At 68.3% G+C, this 16,535-nt stretch carries 14 protein-coding genes; all 14 read left to right on the top strand.

Annotated elements, in window-relative coordinates:
- The first annotated feature begins 5 nt into the window (after window positions 1–5).
- The 14 genes from infB to ACXRVZ_RS23185 all read left to right on the top strand — a co-directional run bounded on the left by infB (window position 6) and on the right by ACXRVZ_RS23185 (window position 16,535).
- Window positions 6–2,987: a translation initiation factor IF-2 gene (gene infB / locus ACXRVZ_RS23250; RefSeq protein WP_458232870.1), complete on the top strand. Its 2,982-nt coding sequence runs from the start codon at window positions 6–8 to the stop codon at window positions 2,985–2,987.
- Window positions 2,988–3,049: 62 nt separating this feature from the next.
- On the top strand, window positions 3,050–3,430 hold the full coding sequence (gene rbfA, locus ACXRVZ_RS23245) for a 30S ribosome-binding factor RbfA (RefSeq protein WP_457426819.1): 381 nt from the start codon (window positions 3,050–3,052) through the stop codon (window positions 3,428–3,430).
- Entirely contained in the window at window positions 3,423–4,385 is a 963-nt protein-coding gene (gene truB, locus ACXRVZ_RS23240; protein ID WP_458232869.1) for a tRNA pseudouridine(55) synthase TruB, read from the top strand. Before rbfA ends, truB begins: the two co-directional genes overlap by 8 nt.
- A 181-nt stretch (window positions 4,386–4,566) precedes the next feature.
- The gene (gene typA, locus ACXRVZ_RS23235) at window positions 4,567–6,390 is read left to right on the top strand and encodes a translational GTPase TypA (RefSeq protein ID WP_457426815.1); all 1,824 of its coding nucleotides are present in this window, start codon (window positions 4,567–4,569) and stop codon (window positions 6,388–6,390) included.
- 107 nt (window positions 6,391–6,497) lie between these two features.
- Window positions 6,498–7,361 carry a DMT family transporter gene (locus tag ACXRVZ_RS23230; RefSeq protein ID WP_457426813.1) on the top strand — a complete coding sequence of 288 codons (864 nt, stop codon included), beginning with the start codon at window positions 6,498–6,500 and terminating at the stop codon, window positions 7,359–7,361.
- A 7-nt stretch (window positions 7,362–7,368) separates the two neighbouring features.
- A complete protein-coding gene (locus ACXRVZ_RS23225; protein WP_457426811.1) occupies window positions 7,369–8,484 on the top strand; it encodes an enoyl-CoA hydratase/isomerase family protein in 1,116 nt (371 codons plus the stop codon).
- An 85-nt stretch (window positions 8,485–8,569) separates the two neighbouring features.
- Window positions 8,570–9,154 carry a lectin-like protein gene (locus ACXRVZ_RS23220; protein WP_457426809.1) on the top strand — a complete coding sequence of 195 codons (585 nt, stop codon included), beginning with the start codon at window positions 8,570–8,572 and terminating at the stop codon, window positions 9,152–9,154.
- Window positions 9,155–9,277: 123 nt separating this feature from the next.
- Window positions 9,278–10,225, top strand: coding sequence for a tRNA dihydrouridine(20/20a) synthase DusA (gene dusA / locus ACXRVZ_RS23215; protein WP_457426823.1), 948 nt, complete (start codon window positions 9,278–9,280; stop codon window positions 10,223–10,225).
- Window positions 10,222–10,788, top strand: a complete 567-nt coding sequence (locus tag ACXRVZ_RS23210; RefSeq protein ID WP_457426807.1) for a methylated-DNA--[protein]-cysteine S-methyltransferase — start codon at window positions 10,222–10,224, stop codon at window positions 10,786–10,788. Before dusA ends, ACXRVZ_RS23210 begins: the two co-directional genes overlap by 4 nt.
- 141 nt (window positions 10,789–10,929) lie before the next feature.
- On the top strand, window positions 10,930–11,991 hold the full coding sequence (locus ACXRVZ_RS23205) for a hypothetical protein (RefSeq protein WP_457426805.1): 1,062 nt from the start codon (window positions 10,930–10,932) through the stop codon (window positions 11,989–11,991).
- 51 nt (window positions 11,992–12,042) lie between these two features.
- Window positions 12,043–13,290: a DEAD/DEAH box helicase gene (locus tag ACXRVZ_RS23200; protein WP_458232868.1), complete on the top strand. Its 1,248-nt coding sequence runs from the start codon at window positions 12,043–12,045 to the stop codon at window positions 13,288–13,290.
- Complete coding sequence (locus ACXRVZ_RS23195) at window positions 13,280–13,750, top strand: CYTH domain-containing protein (protein WP_457426801.1); 471 nt, start codon at window positions 13,280–13,282, stop codon at window positions 13,748–13,750. The genes ACXRVZ_RS23200 and ACXRVZ_RS23195 overlap by 11 nt, the downstream gene beginning before the upstream one ends.
- A 111-nt stretch (window positions 13,751–13,861) precedes the next feature.
- Window positions 13,862–14,347 carry a hypothetical protein gene (locus tag ACXRVZ_RS23190; RefSeq protein ID WP_457426799.1) on the top strand — a complete coding sequence of 162 codons (486 nt, stop codon included), beginning with the start codon at window positions 13,862–13,864 and terminating at the stop codon, window positions 14,345–14,347.
- A 91-nt stretch (window positions 14,348–14,438) separates the two neighbouring features.
- Complete coding sequence (locus ACXRVZ_RS23185) at window positions 14,439–16,535, top strand: TonB-dependent receptor (RefSeq protein WP_458232867.1); 2,097 nt, start codon at window positions 14,439–14,441, stop codon at window positions 16,533–16,535.

Here is a 16,535-nt window from a genome sequence, read left to right as displayed (position 1 = left end):
CCCACATGGCCGTGACTACCGTCGCCCAATTCGCCGCCGAGCTGAGCAAGCCGGCGAGCACGCTGCTGGAGCAGCTGCAAGCCGCGGGCGTCAAGAAGTCTTCCGTCGACGACTCGCTGAGCGAGAACGACAAGGAACGCCTGCTCGACCACCTGCGCTCTTCCCACGGCACTGCCGGTGCGGATCGCAAGAAGATCACCCTCGTCAAGAAGTCGACGACGGAGATCAAGCAAGCTGACGCCAGCGGCAAGGCGCGCACGATCCAGGTCCAGGTCAAGAAGACCCGCACCTTCATCAAGCGCGATGACGCTTCGGACGAGGCCGGCAGCGGCCAGGACGAAGCCGATCTGGCCCGCCGCGAGGAAGAGGCGCAAGCCAATGCCGCCGCCCTGCGCCAGCAGGAAGAGGAGCTGAACGCCAAGGTGAAGGCCCGCGAGGACGCCGAGCGCGCCGCCCGCGAAGCCGCCGAGGCGCGCCGCGCCGAGGAGCAGGCCGCCGCCGAAGCCGCCGCCGCTGCGCAAGCCGCTGCCGCCGCACTGGTTGCCGCCGAAGCTGCGAAGCCGGAGGCCGTTGCCGAAGCCCGTCAGCGCAGCTCAGACAAGGCCTCTGCCGAGGCCGCCGCGATCAACAAGGCCGCCGCCAGCCGCCGTAGCAAGTCGGCACCGGCCGAGGTACCCGCGCCCGAGCCGGTTGTTGCCGCCGCACCTGTGGAAGCACCCGCGCCGGTCGTGGTTGCTGCTCCGGTCGAGCCGCCCAAGCCGCTGTTGCGCGTGGTCAAGGCCGTCGACGCTGCCGCCGAAGAGAAGAACAAGCAGGACGATCTGGCCCGCCGCCGCAAGGCCGCCGAGTCCGAGGCTGCCGCCATCCGCGCGATGATGAACGCGCCCAAGAAGGTGATGGTCGCGGCCAAGAAGGAAGAGCCGAAACCGGTCGAACCGGCTGCCGGCATCAAGGGCACCATCCACAAGAAGGTCGGCGCACCTGCCGCCCCTGGCGCGGCTGCCAAGCCGGGCGACAAGAAGTCGGTCAAGTCTGAGAAGCTGTCGTCCAGTTGGGCCGATGACGCCGCCAAGAAGCGCGGCCTCAAGACCATCGGTTCCGGCCCCGCCGGCGCCAACCGCCCCGGTGGCGGTGGCAACTGGCGCGCTCCGGCGCGCGGTGGCCGCGGTGGCCGTGGTGGTCGTGACGAAGGCAATTCGAACTTCACGCCGCCGGTCGAACTGCAGACCATCGAAGTGCACGTGCCCGAGACCATCTCGGTGGCCGACCTGGCGCACAAGATGTCGGTCAAGGCTGCCGAGGTCATCAAGCAGTTGATGAAGCTGGGCCAGATGGTCACTATCAACCAGCAGCTGGACCAGGAAACGGCCATGATCCTCGTCGAGGAAATGGGCCACAAGGCCGTGCCGGCCAAGCTGGACGACCCGGACGCCTTCCTCGAAGAAGAGGGCAGCGCCGCCGAGCAGCAGCACGAATCGTTGGCGCGCGCGCCGGTCGTCACCGTCATGGGTCACGTCGACCACGGCAAGACGTCGCTGCTTGACTACATCCGCCGCAGCCGTGTGGCTGCCGGCGAAGCTGGCGGCATCACGCAGCACATCGGCGCCTATCACGTCGAAACGCCGCGCGGCATGATCACCTTCCTGGACACCCCGGGTCACGCGGCCTTCACGGCCATGCGGGCTCGCGGCGCCAAGGCGACGGACATCGTCATCCTGGTCTGTGCGGCCGATGACGGCGTCATGCCGCAGACCAAGGAAGCCATCCACCACGCGAAGGCTGCTGGTGTGCCCATCGTGGTCGCGATGACCAAGATCGACAAGCCCGATGCCAACGCCGAGCGCGTCAAGAGCGAGCTCGTTGCCGAACAGGTCGTACCGGAAGAATTCGGCGGTGAGTCGCCGTTCGTGGGCGTGTCGTCCAAGACCGGCGAAGGCATCGACACGCTGCTGGAACAGGTGCTGCTGCAGGCCGAAGTGCTGGAACTGAAGGCGCCGGTCGTGTCCATGGCCAAGGGCCTCGTCATCGAAGCCAGGCTGGACAAGGGCCGCGGCCCGGTCGCGACGGTGCTGGTGCAGAGCGGCACGCTCAAGCGCGGCGACGTCGTGCTGGCGGGCTCCACCTTCGGCCGCGTGCGCGCCATGCTGGACGAAGACGGCAAGGCCTGTACCGAGGCTGGCCCGTCCATCCCGGTCGAGATCCAGGGCCTGACCGAAGTGCCGCAAGCCGGCGACGAGTTCATGGTGCTGGSCGACGAGCGCCGTGCSCGCGAAGTGGCCACCTTCCGTTCGGGCAGGTACCGCGACGTGAAGCTGGCCAAGCAGCAGGCCGCCAAGCTGGAGAACATGTTCAGCGAGATGGGTGCCGGCGACGTGCAGACGTTGCCCCTCATCATCAAGAGCGACGTGCAGGGCTCGCAGGAAGCGCTGGCCTCTTCGCTGCTCAAGCTCAGCAACGCCGAAGTCAAGGTGCAGATCGTCCACGCGGCGSTCGGCGGCATCAGCGAGAGCGACATCAACCTCGCCATCGCCTCCAAGGCCGTCATCATCGGCTTCAACGTGCGGGCCGATGCCGGTGCGCGCAAGCTGGCCGAAGGTAACGCCGTCGATCTGCGTTACTACAGCATCATTTACGACGCTGTGGATGACGTGACCAAGGCGATGTCCGGCATGCTGGCGCCCGAGCAGCGCGAAGAAGCACTGGGCACGGCCGAGATCCGCGTCGTGTTCGTCGCGTCCAAGATCGGCACGGTGGCCGGCTCCATGGTCACCAGCGGCCTGGTCCGCCGTGGCGCGCGCTTCCGACTGCTGCGCGAGAACACCGTCGTCTACACGGGCGAAGTGGACTCGGTGCGCCGCGAGAAGGACGACGTCCGCGAAGTTCAGGCTGGCTTCGAGTGCGGTATCAAGCTCAAGAACTACAGCGACATCCGAGAAGGTGATCAGCTTGAATTCTTCGAGATCAAGGAAGTGGCCCGCACGATCTGACCCTTTGCCTCGAGGGTTAACCCCGCCCCTCGGGGCGGGGTTTGTTCTTTTAGGAAACCGCCATGAGACACAAACGCGCCATCCCCAACCGCAGCTTCCGCGTCGCCGACCAGATCCAACGCGATCTGGCGGAGCTGATCCGCGAGCTCAAGGATCCGCGCATCGGCATGGCCACGATCAATGCGATCGAGGTCACGCCGGACTACGTCCATGCCAAGGTGTTTTTCTCGGTGCTGGTGGGTGACCCGGCCGAGACGCAGGAAGCGCTGAACGAGGCCGCAGGTTTCCTGCGCAACGGTCTGTTCAAGCGCCTGCAGATCCATACCGTGCCGACGCTGCATTTCCAGTTCGACCGCACCATCGAGCGTGCGGCCGAGATGAGTGCGCTGATCAACAAGGCCAACGCGACGCGCGCGTTGGAGGATGAAGAGCCGAATGACTGAGGCTGTCGTTGCGGCCGCACGTCCGCCTCGTGTTCGCATCCAGCGCCGCGCCTTGCATGGCGTGTTGTTGCTCGACAAGCCACTGGGCTTGTCGAGCAACGACGCGTTGCAGAAGGCCAAGTGGCTGCTGCGCGCCGAGAAGGCCGGCCACACCGGCACGCTGGACCCGCTGGCCACCGGCCTGCTGCCGCTGTGCTTCGGCGCCGCCACCAAATTCAGCCAGGCCAGCCTGGACGCCGACAAGCGCTATCTGGCCACGCTGGCTTTGGGCGTCACGACGACGACCGGCGACGCCGAGGGCGAGGTGCTTGAGCGCCGTGACGCCGACGGCATCACGCCGGAGCAGATCGCGGCCGCCTGCGCCGCCTTCACCGGCGAGATCGACCAGACGCCGCCGATGTACTCGGCGCTGAAGCACGAGGGCAAGGCGCTCTACGAATACGCCCGCGCCGGCATCGAGATCGAGCGCAAGAGCCGTCGCGTGACGATTCATGCCGTCGACATCGTTGCCGTGCAGGCTGGCACTGTGACCCTCGACGTCCGCTGCACCAAAGGCACCTACATCCGCACGCTGGCCGAAGACATCGGCGCCAAGCTCGGCTGTGGCGCCTCGCTGGCCGCACTGCGCCGCACCGGCTCCGGCAGCCTGACGCTGGACGGCAGCATCACGCTGACCGCGCTGGAAGCCCTGCCCGAAGAGCAACGCGCCGCGCTGCTCACCTCACCCGACCGCCTGCTGGCCGAAGCGCCTGAGCTGCGCCTGCCGGCCGAAGAGGCCATCCGTTTTCTGTCCGGGCTGCGCCGCCGTGTCGACGCGCCCGATGCCGGGCGCGTGCGCGTCTACGGCCCCGAACAGCGCGCCTTCCTCGGCAGCGCCCACATCACCTCTGGCGAATTGATCGCCGACCGCCTGTTGACCCCGCCGGAGGTCCAGGCTCTGCTAGAGAAGCTATGAACGGCCCCCACACGCCCGCTCATCCCGCCGCAACACCGCCACTCGGCGTTGCAAGTGCTCGCCGTAGCCTCAGCTACGGCTGCGCTTTGCGCCTTGATTGGCGGCGCTGCGACGGGCTGCTCGGCCGCGTGGGAGCCATCCATAGCTTCTGCCTGACCCGGTTTTTTTAAGAAGCATCACCATGACCACCCCGATCCGCAACATCGCCATCATTGCCCACGTCGACCATGGCAAAACCACCATGGTGGACCAGCTCCTGCGTCAGAGCGGCACCTTCGCCGAGCACGAGAAGGTCGTCGACACCGTCATGGACAGCAATGCCATCGAACGCGAACGCGGCATCACCATCCTGGCCAAGAACTGCGCGGTCAGCTGGGAAGGCACGCACATCAACATCGTCGACACCCCCGGCCACGCGGACTTCGGCGGTGAAGTCGAGCGCGCGCTGTCCATGGTTGACGGCGTCGTGCTGCTGATCGACGCGCAGGAAGGCCCGATGCCGCAGACGCGCTTCGTGACCAAGAAGGCGCTGGCCCTGGGCCTCAAGCCCATCGTCGTCGTCAACAAGGTCGACAAGCCGGGCGCCAAGCCCGACGCCGTCATCAACGCCGCCTTCGATCTGTTCGACAAGCTCGGTGCCAACGACGAGCAGCTCGACTTCCCGGTCGTCTACGCCTCGGGCATCAACGGCTGGACCTCGCTGACCGAAGGCGCACACGGTGAGCAGTGGGGCCCGGACATGTCGGCTTTGTTCAACACCATCCTCACGCACGTTCCGGCTCAGAAGGGTGACCCTGAGGCGCCGCTGCAACTGCAGATCTCGGCGCTGGACTATTCCACCTTTGTCGGCCGCATCGGCGTGGGCCGCATCAGCCAGGGCACGATCAAGCCCGCCATGGACGTGCTGGTCATGGAAGGCCCGGACGGCAAGACTTACAAGGGTCGTGTCAACAACGTGCTGACCTTCCAAGGCCTGGACCGCGTGCAGACCACCTCGGCCGGCCCCGGTGACATCGTGCTGATCAACGGCATTGACGACATCAGCATCGGCGTCACCGTCACCAGCGTGGCCGAGCCGGCACCGCTGCCCATGCTCAAGGTCGACGAGCCGACGCTGACGATGAACTTCTGCGTCAACACCAGCCCGCTGGCCGGCCGCGAAGGCAAGTACGTCACCAGCCGCCAGATCTGGGACCGCCTGCAGAAAGAGCTGCAAAGCAACGTCGCGCTACGCGTCAGCGAGACCGAAGAAGACGGCATCTTCGAAGTGATGGGCCGGGGCGAACTGCACCTGACCATCCTGCTGGAGAACATGCGCCGTGAAGGCTACGAGCTTGCTGTCTCCAAGCCGCGCGTGGTGTTCCGCACCGTCGACGGCGACAAGCACGAGCCCATCGAGCTGGTCACGGCCGACGTCGAGGAAATCCACCAGGGCGGCGTCATGCAGGCCCTGGGCGAGCGCAAGGGCGAGCTGGTCAACATGGAGCCGGACGGCCGTGGCCGCGTGCGCCTGGAGTACCGCATCCCGGCGCGTGGCCTGATCGGCTTCACGAACGAGTTCCTGAACCTGACGCGCGGCTCGGGCCTGATCAGCAACATCTTCGACGGCTACGAAGCGCACAAGGGTGACATCGCCAGCCGCAAGAACGGCGTGCTGATCTCGATGGACGCGGGTGAAATCTTCACCTACGCGCTGGGCAAGCTGGACGACCGGGGCCGCATGTTCGTGAAGCCGAACGACCCTGTCTACGAAGGCATGATCGTTGGCATCCACAACCGCGACAACGACCTGATCGTCAACGCCACGCGCACCAAGCAGCTGACGAACTTCCGCGTCTCCGGCAAGGAAGACGCGATCAAGGTCACGCCGCCGATCGACCTGACGCTGGAGTACGGTGTCGAGTTCATCGAGGACGACGAGCTGGTCGAGATCACGCCGAAGAGCGTGCGGCTGCGCAAGCGCCATCTGTCCGAGAACGAGCGCAAGCGCGCGTCTCGCGCCTAAGCGCGAGCCACTCGCTGGCGCGGCGCTTTGAGCTCCCCCAGCCCCCTCCGCGAGGGGGCTCTAGTCAGATGATTGCCCGCGCCCCGTTTACGGGGCGCTCTTCGTTGATGAGCCACCGATCTGCCGTCTTGCTGATGCTGCTGGTCACGCTGATGTGGAGTTCGGCGGGCGTGGTCACGCGGCATCTGGATGCGGCGCGTGGGTTCGAGATCACGTTCTGGCGCAGTGCGTTCAACGCAGCGGCGCTGGTGTTGATCCTCGGTGTGATGCGGGGCAAGGCGCTTTGGTCGGCAATGTCCGGCGGTGCGGTCTGGGCGTCCGGCCTGTGCTGGGCCGTCATGTTCACGGCCTTCATGGTGGCGTTGTCGCTGACGACGGTGGCCAACGTGCTGGTGACGATGTCGCTGTCGCCGCTGTTCACGGCGATCTTTGCGCGGGTCTTCCTGCGCCAGCCGATCCCGGCGCGTACCTGGTGGGCGATTGCCGTCGCCGGTGCGGGCATTGCCTGGATGTTCGGCGGCCAGCTCGGCGGGCCGCTGCTGGGCGTGGTGGTCGCCCTCGGCGTGCCGCTGGCTGCGGCGACGAACTGGTGCCTGTTGCAGAAGGTGGGGCAGGGTGGCGACATGCTTCCGGCCGTCCTCATCGGCGCGCTGATCTCGATGATCGTCACGCTGCCGCTTGCTTGGCCGATGCAGGCCGGGGCTCACGACCTCAGCCTGCTGGCGCTGCTCGGCGTCTTTCAGCTCGCCATTCCCTGCCTACTGGCCGTGCGCCTGGCCCGCGAGTTGCCCAGCCACGAGATTGCACTGCTGGGCCAGGCAGAAACCTTGCTCGGCGTCCTCTGGGCCTGGCTGTTTGCGGGCGAACACCCAGGCAGCGCGGCCTTGATCGGCGGTAGCCTAGTGCTCGCCGCCTTGATCGCCAACGAGGCGCTGGCGCCGCCCGCCGTCAAACCTGCAAACCTTCCTTGAAGAACGCATGACCGACCTGATCCCGCCCCTGGTATCCGACGGCCACGTGCTGGCCGAAGTCAATGGCTGCCTCGGCCTCATCACGCTGAACCGCCCGCAGGCGCTGAACGCGTTGTCGCTGGCGATGATCCGCGACATGACCGCGCTGCTGCGTCACTGGGCCGCGTCGCCGCAGATCCAGGCCGTCGCCGTGCTGGGCGCCGGCCGTGAAGGCAGGCCGCCGGCCTTCTGCGCGGGCGGCGACATCCGCTTCTTCCACCAGGCCGCCCATGCGGGCGACCCGGCGCTGGGCGACTTCTTCACCGACGAGTACCGCCTCAACCATCTGATCCACCATTACCCCAAGCCCTATATCGCGCTGATGGACGGCATCGTCATGGGCGGCGGCATGGGCATCAGTCAGGGTTCCAAGCTGCGCGTGCTGAGTGATCGCTCCACGCTGGCCATGCCGGAGACCGGTATCGGTCTCTTCCCCGACGTGGGTGCTGGCTGGTTTCTCGGCCAATGCCCCGGCGCCGTGGGCGAATGGCTGGCGCTGACCGGCCAGGCCATCGCGGCCGGTGACGCCATCGAATGGGGTCTGGGCGACGTCTTCGTGCGCGCCGAGCATTGGCCCGCGCTGATCGACGACCTGCGCCACGGCGCGCAGCCCAGCGCCGAGCATGTCGTCGCCACCGTGATGGAGCGCGTCGACCTGGCGCCGTCGTCCGACCCCAAGGCCGTCGCCAATCGCATTGATCGCCACTTCAGCCTGCCGACTCTGGCCGACATGCTGGATTCGCTCGCCCGCGCTGACGACGACTGGGCGCAGCGCACACGCGCGACGCTGCTCAAGCGCTCACCGACCATGCTGGCCGTCACGCTTGAACTGGTGCGTCGGGGCCGCCGCTTGAGCCTGGCCGATGACCTGCGCCTGGAGCGCGATCTGGTGCACCATGCCTTCCACCTGCGGGGTGCGGCGCGCAGCGAGACGGTCGAGGGCATACGCGCGCTGGCTGTTGACAAGGACCACGCACCGCGCTGGGCACCGGCCACGGTCGCCGGGGTTGACCCGGCCGAGGTGGCCGCCTTCTTCGTCAGCCCATGGGCGCCGACCGAGCATCCCTTGCATGACCTGAGCTGAAGCTGTCTCCCCCTGGATTGGGGGTTGGCGCGTGGTAGCGGTCTCATGACACTCGCGCCAATATTTCACGCCCAAGGAGACATAAATGCGCAAAGCACTTGCCGCTGCCCTTATCGCGACCGGCCTGATCGGCCAGGCCGCCGTTGCAGCCCCCGTGCAGTGGACCGCCGCCTTGGGCGGCAATGACCACTACTACGAATTCTTCGGTGATGCCGTGACCTGGGCCGACGCCCTGGCCGCAGCCCAGAGCAAGAGCTATCTGGGCCTGACCGGCTATCTGGCCACGCTGACCGACGCGGATGAAAACCGCTTCGCGTCCGTGACGGTAGCCGGCGGTGTCCTGGCCTGGATCAGCGGCTCCGACGACGGCTCGGAAGGCAACTGGACCTGGCGTGCCGGCCCCGAAGCCGGCCAGGCGCTGACCTTCTTCAATTGGAACGGTGGCGAGCCCAACAACGTCAACGGAGGTGAGAACTACCTTCAGACCAATTGGGCCAATGGCGGCGGTGGCTGGAATGATCATGGTGGCCCCGGCACGAATGGCGGCCAAACGAATGGTTTTCTCGTCGAGTACAGCGCCGCGCCCAACACGGTGCCCGAGCCCGCCAGCCTGGCCCTGGTCATGGCGGCCGCTTTGGGTGGCCTTGGCGCTGCCCGCCGCCGCCGCTGATCCCTTCGAGCCCGTCTTCATCAAAGCCCGCGCTGCCCAGCGCGGGCTTTGTCTTTTGCGGCCCTCGATAATCGGGGTGTGAATTCCGAAGCTATTTCTCCCTGGCGCCTGTCGGTCGCGCCGATGATGGACTGGACCGACCGGCACTGCCGCTACCTGCACCGCCTCATCACCCGCCGCACGCTGCTCTACACCGAGATGGTGACGACCGGCGCGCTGCTGCACGGCGACCAGCCGCGCCACCTGGACTTCAACGCCGAGGAGCACCCTGTCGCGCTGCAGCTCGGCGGCAGCGAGCCGGCCGACCTGGCAGCCTGCGCGAAGCTGGCCGAGCGCTGGGGCTATGACGAGGTCAACCTGAACTGCGGCTGCCCCAGCGAGCGGGTGCAGAAGGGCGCCTTCGGGGCCTGCCTGATGGCCGAGCCGCAACTCGTGGCCGACTGCGTGAAGGCCATGCACGATGCGACTTCGCTGCCGGTCACCGTCAAGCACCGCATCGGCATCGACAGGAACGAGAGCTATGGCTTCGTGCGCGACTTTGTCGGCACCGTCGCCGAGGCCGGCTGCGAGGTCTTCATCGTCCATGCCCGCAATGCCTGGCTGCAGGGATTGAGCCCCAAGGAGAACCGCGAGATCCCGCCGCTGCGCTACGAGCTGGTGGCGCAACTCAAGCGCGAGTTCCCGCAGCTCACCATCGCCATCAACGGCGGCCTGAAGACACCTGACGAGATCGCCGGACAGCTCGCCCATCTGGACGGCGTCATGGTCGGCCGCGAGGCCTATCACGAGCCCTGGAGCATGGCGCAGTGGGATTCGCGCTTCTTCGGCCAGCCCGACCCGGCTGCGTCGCGCGAGCAGGTGGAAGACGCCTGGCTGGACTATCTCGAACGCGTGCACGCGGCCGGCCGTTCCTGGTCGCATGCCATGCGCCACGCGCTGGGCCTGTGGAACGGCACGCCGGGCGCGCGGCGCTGGCGGCAGGTCTGGAGCGACCACCGCTTGAAGACGCTCGCGCCGCGCGAGGTCGCGGCGCGAGCCACCGAGGCGCGGTTGGGGCAGGGCGTGGCGTGACACTGCAGTTCGCCATCTTTGCGACCGCGCTGGGCCATTGCGGCATCGCCTGGCGCGGTGACGCGAGCGAAGGGCTGATTGGTTCGCAACTGCCGGCTGCAGACGTCGATGCCTTGCGCGCGTTGATGCACCAACGCTTCGACGGCGCCGCCGAGGCTGAGCCGCCGAGGACGGTGAGCGTGGCCATCGCGCTCGTCCAGCGTCTGCTGGCTGGCGACACCGCTGATCACCGCGAACTGTTGGCCGTCAAGCTGGATGACAGCGAGGTGGCCGAGTTCGACCGCCGCACGCTCTGGCTGACGCGCCAGATCCCCGTCGGTCAGACGCGAACCTACGGCGAGATCGCTGCTGCGCTGGGCGACGCTGGCGCGGCGCGCGCGGTAGGCCGGGCCGAAGGCCACAACCCCTTCGCGCCCATCGTGCCCTGCCACCGCGTGATGGGCGCAGGCGGTGCGCCGACGGGTTTTTCCGCGCCGGGTGGCGTCGAGACCAAGCGCCGGCTGCTGCTCATCGAAGCCCGCGCTGCCGGCCAGCTGGCGGCTGACCAGCAGGCGCTGTTCTGACTGCCTGACCCGGCTGTCTGACAACGGGACGCATAGCGTCCTACGACCTCTTCCCATCCCGGCCGATGGCCGTTGCGCGGGGCGCCTTTTCCAATCGTGAGGCCGGCACCTGGACCGGCGTCCGCTGGATCAGGAGTCCTCATGTCGAACACCCGCCGGCCCCTGCTGAGCTTTTCGGCGCTTTTATTGCTGATGGCGCTGACCGCTTGTGGCGGCGGTGGCGGTGCTGGCCAAGCAAGCGGCCCATCTAGCACCATCAGCAGCCCTGCGCCGGCCCCAATCGCGCCGGCAGCGTCGGCGGCAGCGCCCCTGCTGCCGCCTCCGATCGTTGGCACCACGCCGGACCCGGTGCCCGGCGGCAGCGTGGCTTGTGCGCCGGGCGACGCGCCCCAGATCCGCTCGACCGCGTTCTCGCTCGTCAATGTGACGCGCCAGGCGCTCGGCCTGCCGCAGTTCACGCGCCTGTCTGCGTTTGATGGCACCGCGCAGTCACACGCACGTTATGCGGTGGCCAACGACACCACCGCAGTGGAGGAGCGGCCGGGTCTGCCGTGCTTCACCGGCACCGACGTTGCACAGCGGCTCGCGGCTGCGGGCATCGCGGCGGCTTCGTCGCCCGGCCTGCGCTCGCACAGTGAAATCGTCATCGGCTACGCGGCCACCCTGGCCGCCGAGCCGCAGCCCTGGGACTATGTGAACGACACGCTGCACAGTCTCTACGGCCGCATGTTCCTGCTCGACCCGCGCGTGCAGCAGCTCGGGCTGGGCTTCTCCGCAGAGCCCGGCGGGCAACGGCGCGCCATGGTGCTCGACACGGCCCTGCTGCCGGGCACGGTCAGCGCCGGCGGCGATGTCTGGGCGACATGGCCGCGCGCCGGTGCGACCGGCCTGCCCACCCAAATGCGGGCGGCCAATATGAAGCCGCTGGACGCCGGCCTCACCGAGGGCTACCCGGTCTCGCTGCATGCGGCGGCTGCCGTCTACGTCAGCCGCTTCGCGCTTTCGATAGCAGCCGACGGCTCGCCCGTCGAGGCCACCGTCTTGACCTCCAGCAACGACCGCAACGGCTTCCTGAGCGAGGGTGAGGCGGCACTGGTGCCCCACGCACCCCTGAGGGCCGGGGAGACTTATCGCGTCGAGTTCGATGGCGCCGTTGGCGCGACGCCGCTGCATCTGGTCTGGTCCTTCACGACGGCGCCCTGACTGCCGCACAGCGCGGCCGGGCGGCGACTGCCGCTGCCGCGACAATCGCGCATGTCCTTTGCATCCCTGGGCCTCACGCCCGCCCTGCTGCGCGCCGTGCGCGAGCAGGGCTACCACGCGCCGACCGCCGTCCAGGCAGCGTCCCTGCCGCCCGTGCTCGCCGGCCACGACGTGCTGGCTCTGGCGCAGACCGGCTCCGGCAAGACGGCCGCCTTTGCGCTGCCGCTGCTGCAGCGGCTCGTCGATTCGCCGCCCCGGCCCGGCCCGCGCGCACTGGTGCTGGCACCCACCCGCGAGCTGGCGGCCCAGACCGCAGAGTTCCTGCGCGAGATTGCGGCCAGGTTGCTGCACCGGCCCAGGATCGCACTGGCCTTTGGCGGCGTGTCCATCAACCCGCAGCTGATGGCGCTGCGCGGCGGCTGCGACGTGATGGTGGCCACGCCCGGCCGCCTGCTCGACTTGCTGGATCACAACGGGCTGAYGCTGGCCGGTGTGCAATGCCTGGTGCTGGACGAGGCCGACCGCTTGCTGGGCCTGGGCTTTGCGGACGAGCTGCAGCGCGTCATCGCGCAGCTGCCGGCGCGTCGGCAGAACCTGCTGTTCTCGGCCACCTTCGCGCCCGCCGTCGAGAGCCTGGCTGCCGAGCTGCTGCACGAACCCGTGCGCATCGAGATCAAGGAAGCGCCGCCGCAGATCACGCAGCGCGCCATCCAACTTGACCGCGCTCAGCGCCTGCCCGCGCTGCGGCAGCTGCTGAAGGACGCGGGTTGGGAGCGTGCGCTGGTCTTCGTCGCCAGCCGCTACACGGCCGACCTCGTGTCCGACAAGCTCTTCGCCCACGGCTTCAAGGCCGGCGTGCTGCACGGTGAGCTGAGCCAGGGCGCGCGGCACGACGTGCTGGCCGCGCTGAAGGCCGGCAGCGTCAAGGTGCTGGTGGCCACCGACGTGGCCGCGCGCGGCCTGCACGTCGACGCGCTGGACGCCGTCGTCAACTACGAGCTGCCGCGCTCCGCTGCCGACTACACCCACCGCATCGGCCGCACCGGCCGCGCGGGGGCCGAGGGCCTGGCCATCAGCTTCATCTGCGCGGACAGCCCGGACAACGCCGAGAGCCATTTCCGCCTCATCGAAAAGCGCCAGGGCCAGCGCGTGCCGCGCGAGCGCCTCGCCGGCTTCGAGCCCGAGGCCGTGGCCACCGAGGCGCAGGCCGCGGGCGGCATCAAGAGCACGACGCGCAAGAGCAAGAAGGACAAGCTGCGCGAGGCCGCGGCGCGCGCGGGAGGCAGTGATGGGCATTGAGATCGAACGCAAGTTCCTCGTCACGGGCGACGGCTGGCGCGAGCAGGCCGCAAGCCAGACGCGCTTCAGCCAGGGCTATCTCAGCCGCGACCCCGCGCGCACGGTGCGTGTGCGCATTGCGGGCGATGCGGCCTTCCTGACCATCAAGGGCACCACGCGCGGCGCGACGCGGGCCGAGTTTGAGTACGCCGTGCCGCTGGCCGACGCGCAGCAACTCCTGGCCCTGTGCGGCGGCCCCGTTGTCGAGAAGATCCGCCACCTGTGCCCGCATGAGGGCATGACCTGGGAGGTCGACGAGTTCCTGGGCGCCAACGCCGGTCTGGTGGTGGCGGAGATCGAGCTTGACGCCGAGGGCCAGGCTTTCGCATCGCCTTCATGGCTGGGTGACGAGGTGACCGGTGACGGCCGCTACGTCAACGCCAACCTCGCGGTGAAGCCGTTCACGAGCTGGGGCCGCTGACCTAGGGGGCGGCGAATCCGGCCGCTGCGGGTCTGCGTAAAACGGATGACGCCTGTCATACGCTGGCAATGCCAGCCACCGACGATGCGCCGTTCTGGTTTGCTTGCCCCCGTGCCCCTCATCCTGTCATCACTCCTGCAACGAACGCGCACCGGCATCCTGATGCTGCTGCTCGTCGTGCTGCCGCTGCAGAGCGTGGCCCAGCTCATTGCCGGCGTGCAGGGCCATCGTCATGTGCACACCGGTGCAGCGCCGGCAGCGGCGTCGCCGCTGCGGGCGTTGTTGGACCATCTGCATGCCGCCCAGGACCCACGCCTGCAGGCGGCCAAGCTCAGCTGGGTGGTGAGCAAGGGGCCGTCGGCCGAGCTGCACGCGCATGGCGGCGTCTTCCACAAACACTCGCACGACGACGCCGACGTGCTTGATGTGGCCGAGCCGGCAGACGACTCCCTGCAAGGCGGCGCGACGGCCTTCCTGGCCTGGCTGCCGGCCGCCTTGGCGCTGCCGGCGGGTGAGGGCGGTGACCGCCCCGTCATGGCGGGCCTGGCCTGGCGCGACCGCGTTGTCGCGCCGCCGCTGACGCCTCCTCGGGGCTGAGCTCAGCCGAACGCTTCCTGATTTCCGCCTGTCCAGCCGCGACGGGCGGCCCCTGCGCGCGCCCGCAGGCCCCGGTTTCCCGAGATCTCCCATGTCCAAGAATCGCTTCCAGCCGACGCTGCTGGCCGCTGTCTGCGTGCTCGCTGCTTCTGCGGCTCAAGCTCAGGCTGAAAGCCCCGTCGTCGTCGCTACCGCCGTGCTCGACAAGGTCGAAGTGGCAGGCCGCCATTACGACAACGCCATCGGCAGCGCCGACGCCGCCTCGCAGGGCACCATCCGCGCCGAACTGCTGAAGAGCCGCCCCGCGCTGCGGCCGGGCGAGGTGCTGGAGTTCGTGCCCGGCCTCATCGTCACGCAGCACTCGGGCGACGGCAAGGCCAACCAGTATTTCTTGCGCGGCTTCAACCTCGACCACGGGACCGACTTCGCCGCCAGCGTCAACGGCCTGCCCGTCAACATGCCGACGCACGGCCACGGCCAGGGCTATTCAGACCTGAACTTCCTCATCCCCGAGCTGGTCGACCGCATCGAGTACCGCAAGGGGCCGTACTTCGCCAGCAACGGCAACTTCGCTGCCGCCGGCTCGGCCGACATCGCCTACCGCAGCACGCTGGACGAGAGCTTCGCCGCGCTGACGCTGGGRCAGCGCCAGTTCCAGCGCTTTGTCGGCGCCGGCTCCACGGCAATCGGTAGCGGCCTGAGCCTGTTGGGCGCCGTCGAGGTGCAGTACAACGACGGCCCATGGAAGCTGCCGGAGCGCCTGCGCAAGAGCAATGGCGTGGTCACGCTGTCCGGCGGCACCGGGGCCGAGGGCTGGAGCGCCAGCCTGATGGGCTACGACGCGAAGTGGCAGTCGACCGACCAGGTGCCCGAGCGCCTCATCACGGCGGGCATGTACAACGGCCAAGCCTTCGGGCGCTTCGATGCCATCGACACCAGCGACGGTGGCGAGACGCGTCGCAGCAGCCTGTCCGGCGAATGGCATCGCAACACCGGCAGCGAGACGACTAATGTCGCAGCCTACGCGATGAACTACCGGCTCAAGCTCTTCTCCAACTTCACCTATGCGCTGGAGCGCCCCGATGACGGCGACCAGTTCTCGCAGCAGGACAGCCGCAGCGTCTACGGCGCCAGCGCCAGCCACGCCGTCGAGCATCGCCTGGGCGACCTGCCGGCCCGCAGCGAGGTCGGCCTGCAACTGCGCCATGACCGCATCCGCGTGGGCCTCTACGACACGGTGGAGCGCCGCCTCATCGGCACCACGCGCGACGACGACGTGCGCGAGACCCAGCTCGGCGTCTACGGCCAGACATCGGTCGAGCTGACGCCCTGGTTGCGCAGCGTCGTCGGCCTGCGGGCGGACCAGGCACGCTTCAAGGTCGACAGCCYGAGCAACGCCGCCAACTCCGGCAGCGCCTCGGCGCATCTGTTGTCACCCAAGCTGTCGCTGATTGCCGGCCCCTGGGCAAAGACGGAGTTCTTCTTCAACGCCGGCCGGGGCTTCCACAGCAACGACGCGCGCGGCACGACCGCCACGGTCGACCCCAGGACCGGTGACGCGGTCGACAAGGTGCCGGGTCTTGTCGCCGCGCGCGGCATGGAGCTGGGCGTGCGCACGGAGTGGGTGCCGGGCCTGCAAAGCTCGGTGGCGCTGTGGAAGCTGGACTTCGACTCCGAGCTGGTCTACGTTGGCGACGCTGGTGCGACCGAGGCCAACCGCCCCAGCAAGCGCCATGGCATCGAGTGGAACAACCGCTACGTACCTGCGCCGTGGCTGCTCATCGACGCCGACCTGGCCTGGACGCATGCGCGCTTTGCCGACGCCGACGTGGCCGGTAACCGCATCCCCAACGCTGTCGACAAGGTCGGCTCCATTGCTGTGACCGTGCGCGAGCTGGGCCCATGGTCGGCCAGCCTGCAATGGCGCTACCTCGGCTCGGGCTCGCTGGTGGAGGACAACAGCGTGCGTTCGCGATCGTCGCTGACGACCAACCTGCGCGTCAGCCGCAAGCTGTGGGAGAAGGCCGAGCTGACGCTCGACGTGTTCAACGTGACCGACCGCAAGCTCAACGACATCGAGTACTTCTACGAGTCGCAGCTGCCCGGCGAAGCCGCGCCGGTGGCCGACCGGCATGTCCACCCCGCCGAGCCACGCACGGTGCGCGTGACGCTCAAGCTGGGCTTCTAG

The organism is Roseateles sp. P5_E8 (assembly GCF_054177665.1).
The sequence above is the reverse complement of the archived record's forward strand: the minus strand, read 5'-3'. Positions and strand labels throughout refer to the sequence as shown.